The sequence below is a fragment of the Wenjunlia vitaminophila DSM 41686 genome (genome assembly GCF_000380165.1).
Classification (GTDB): Bacteria; Actinomycetota; Actinomycetes; order Streptomycetales; family Streptomycetaceae; genus Wenjunlia; species Wenjunlia vitaminophila.
The window spans coordinates 1-2,399 of record NZ_KB904742.1; the positions used below are offsets into that span (position 1 = coordinate 1).

The window sequence follows — 2,399 nt, forward strand, 5'->3', positions numbered from 1 at the left end:
GGGGTGGCCGCCGTGGCTAACCCCCTGACGACCACCGACCCGACCCGGGTTGGCGAGCTGCACGACTGTGCGGCCCGCACCGCGCACGACCACCAGGGGCAGCCGGACGCCGGTGCCTGGTGGGAGCAGGCGCACCTGCTGGACCCGGTGGACGCCGCGTTCGCCCGGCTTGCTGTGTCGGGAGGTGCGGCATGACGGGCCGATCCGTCACTGGGGCGGACTGGACGCACGCCAACCTTTCCGAGGCCCGGCAGGACTTGAAGGCGGAGATCAGCCGCACGGACACCAAGGTTGCGCTGCTGCTGGCCTTCACCGGGACGGTGCTCGCCGGTGTCCTGGCGGCTGCCGCCACGATCGATGTGGTCTTGCCGGCGCTGGTCGTGGCCGGGGTCGCGTGTGGTGTGCTGGCTGGGGCCGCCATGGTCCTGCTCACCGCCGTCCGCCCCCACCTCGGTGGTGATGACCGGGCGTCGTTCCCGTACTGGGCGCGGTTGACGACGGAGCAGATCACCGCCGCGATGCGCGATGACCGGCGCGCGGACGTGGTCCGGGTGCTGTCGGGTATCGCCGTGCGCAAGTACTGCGTGCTTCAGCGCGCGGTGGACCTGATCCGGCTGGCGGTGCTCCTGCTCGTTCTCGCTGCGGTCTTGGTCGCGGTTGTGGAGGGGCTGTGAGCACCCCGGTCTATAGCGCCCGGGGTGCCCGGGCGCTGGACGCCGCCATTGTGGCCAAGGCTCAGGCTGAGGCGGATGCGGTCCGCGCCCACGCGGCTGCCGAGGCTGCCCGGGCTCAGGCCGAGATCGACCGGGTTCGTCGTCAGGCCGACGCCGAGGCACGGGAGACGGCACGGCAGGAGCGTGCGGCCCGCGCGGTTCGGCGTCGCGCCGCGCGAACCCGGTTGGCGGCTTCGGCGGCCTCTCGCCGGGAGCTGCTGGTGACGGTGGCGGTCATCGTCTTGTTCGTGTCCGTGGCGCTTCCGGCGCAGGTCGGGTTCCTGGCGACCCGGTGGCCGCTGCTGATGGCGGTGGCCGGCGGTGTCTCGCTGGAGTCGCTGACGTGGATGTTCGCTATCCAAGGCGAGTACCGCGAGCGGCGTGGGCTGTCCGCTCGGTGGCACCACACCGGGACTTGGATCGCCGGTGCGCTCGCGGCCAGCATCAACCTTGCCCACGGCGCCCACCTGTGGGGACTTGGTTTCGCGGTGGTGGCTGCGGTCGGATCGCTGGCCGCTCCGGTCGCCTGGTTCGCTTACCGGCTCTCGCAGTCCGAGCAGGACGGTGACCGCACTCCCGAGGAGATCCGCGCGGAGCGGGCCCGACGGCGGCACCACCGCAAGGTGTACCGCGTCGCGGTGAGGCTTCGCACGGCAACCATGCCGCCTCTGCCCGAAGAGCAGGCGTGGCGGGCCGCGTGGCAGCTCGTGCACGGCGCGGACCCCGGCATCACCGGGGCGGCGCTGAAGCGTCGGGCAGCTCGTGCACGGCGCGTCCTGCAGGTCGCCGGGAAACACGATCCGGGCGTGGTCATGCCCTCCCTCGCCGACCTGTGTCCGGCGCCGCCCACCAACGGTGCCGGACCGATGACCGGCGAGGTGACCACCACCCCACCACAGCAGGACACCACCATTCCTCGGCGGCAGGTGGTCATCCCGTCGCTGGACACGCTGCCCACCATGCCGGTCCGCTGGGACCAACTCGCTCCCCGCACCGTCCCGGTCCGCACCACCTCGGTGACCACCGTCGCGGCTGCCCGCTCAGCCCCGCGCATGGTCACCGAGGTAGTCACTCAGACCCCCGTTGACCTGCGCAAAACGGCCCGTCGCCTGAACAGGAACGCGGTCAAGACCACCGGACGCCCGGTGACCATCCAACGGCTGCGCGACGAACTGAACCTGTCCCGCCGCGAAGCCGCCGCGCTGCGCCGCGACATCGTCCGCGACGACCGGTCAACCACCACCTCGCCACACCCGGCCGCACCCGACCACGACATGACCACCACCGGCAGCGAAAGCGACACGACGACATGACCGACACCACCGTCCCGACCCTGGCCGTTCACGGCCCGGCCATCACCGCCTTGGCCGTGCTGCACGCCACCGCCCCGGACCTGCCCACCGCCTACATCGGCTTGCAACCGATCATCAGCGAGTCGAGCCCGCCCGCGTGGGGACTGGCCGTGTATCTCCACCGCACCACGGACACCGCGGACACCTCGGGTGGCTTCGGGGGCGGCTTCGGGGACTTCGAGCGGTGGCGCCAGGCCCTGAGCATCGCGGTGGACGCCCCGGCGACCTACTACCGCTACGACGACTACCAGTCGCTGACGATGCAGGGCACCTACGCCGGTGTCCGCGTGGAACTCAGCGCCTACATCGACCTGCCCGACACCCACCCCTACCA

At 71.7% G+C, this 2,399-nt stretch carries 4 protein-coding genes; all 4 read left to right on the forward strand.

Annotation, left to right across the window (positions count from 1 at the left end; all coding sequences use genetic code 11):
- The coding region (locus tag A3IG_RS31625) for a hypothetical protein (RefSeq protein WP_040912504.1) at positions 1-195 on the forward strand (195 nt) is incomplete at its 5' end.
- On the forward strand, positions 192-674 hold the full coding sequence (locus A3IG_RS0127915; RefSeq protein WP_018386884.1) for a Pycsar system effector family protein: 483 nt from the start codon (positions 192-194) through the stop codon (positions 672-674). The genes A3IG_RS31625 and A3IG_RS0127915, both read left to right, overlap by 4 nt.
- Complete coding sequence (locus tag A3IG_RS0127920; RefSeq protein WP_018386885.1) at positions 671-2,026, forward strand: hypothetical protein; 1,356 nt, start codon at positions 671-673, stop codon at positions 2,024-2,026. The genes A3IG_RS0127915 and A3IG_RS0127920 overlap by 4 nt, the downstream gene beginning before the upstream one ends.
- Positions 2,023-2,399, forward strand: a 377-nt coding sequence (locus A3IG_RS31630; protein ID WP_040912505.1) for a hypothetical protein, incomplete at its 3' end; no start/stop codon positions are given. The genes A3IG_RS0127920 and A3IG_RS31630, both read left to right, overlap by 4 nt.

Coding starts and splice junctions, on each gene's coding strand:
- A3IG_RS0127915 (WP_018386884.1), top strand. CDS start 192: ATGACGGGCCGATCCGTCACTGGGGCGGACTGGACGCACGCCAACCTT.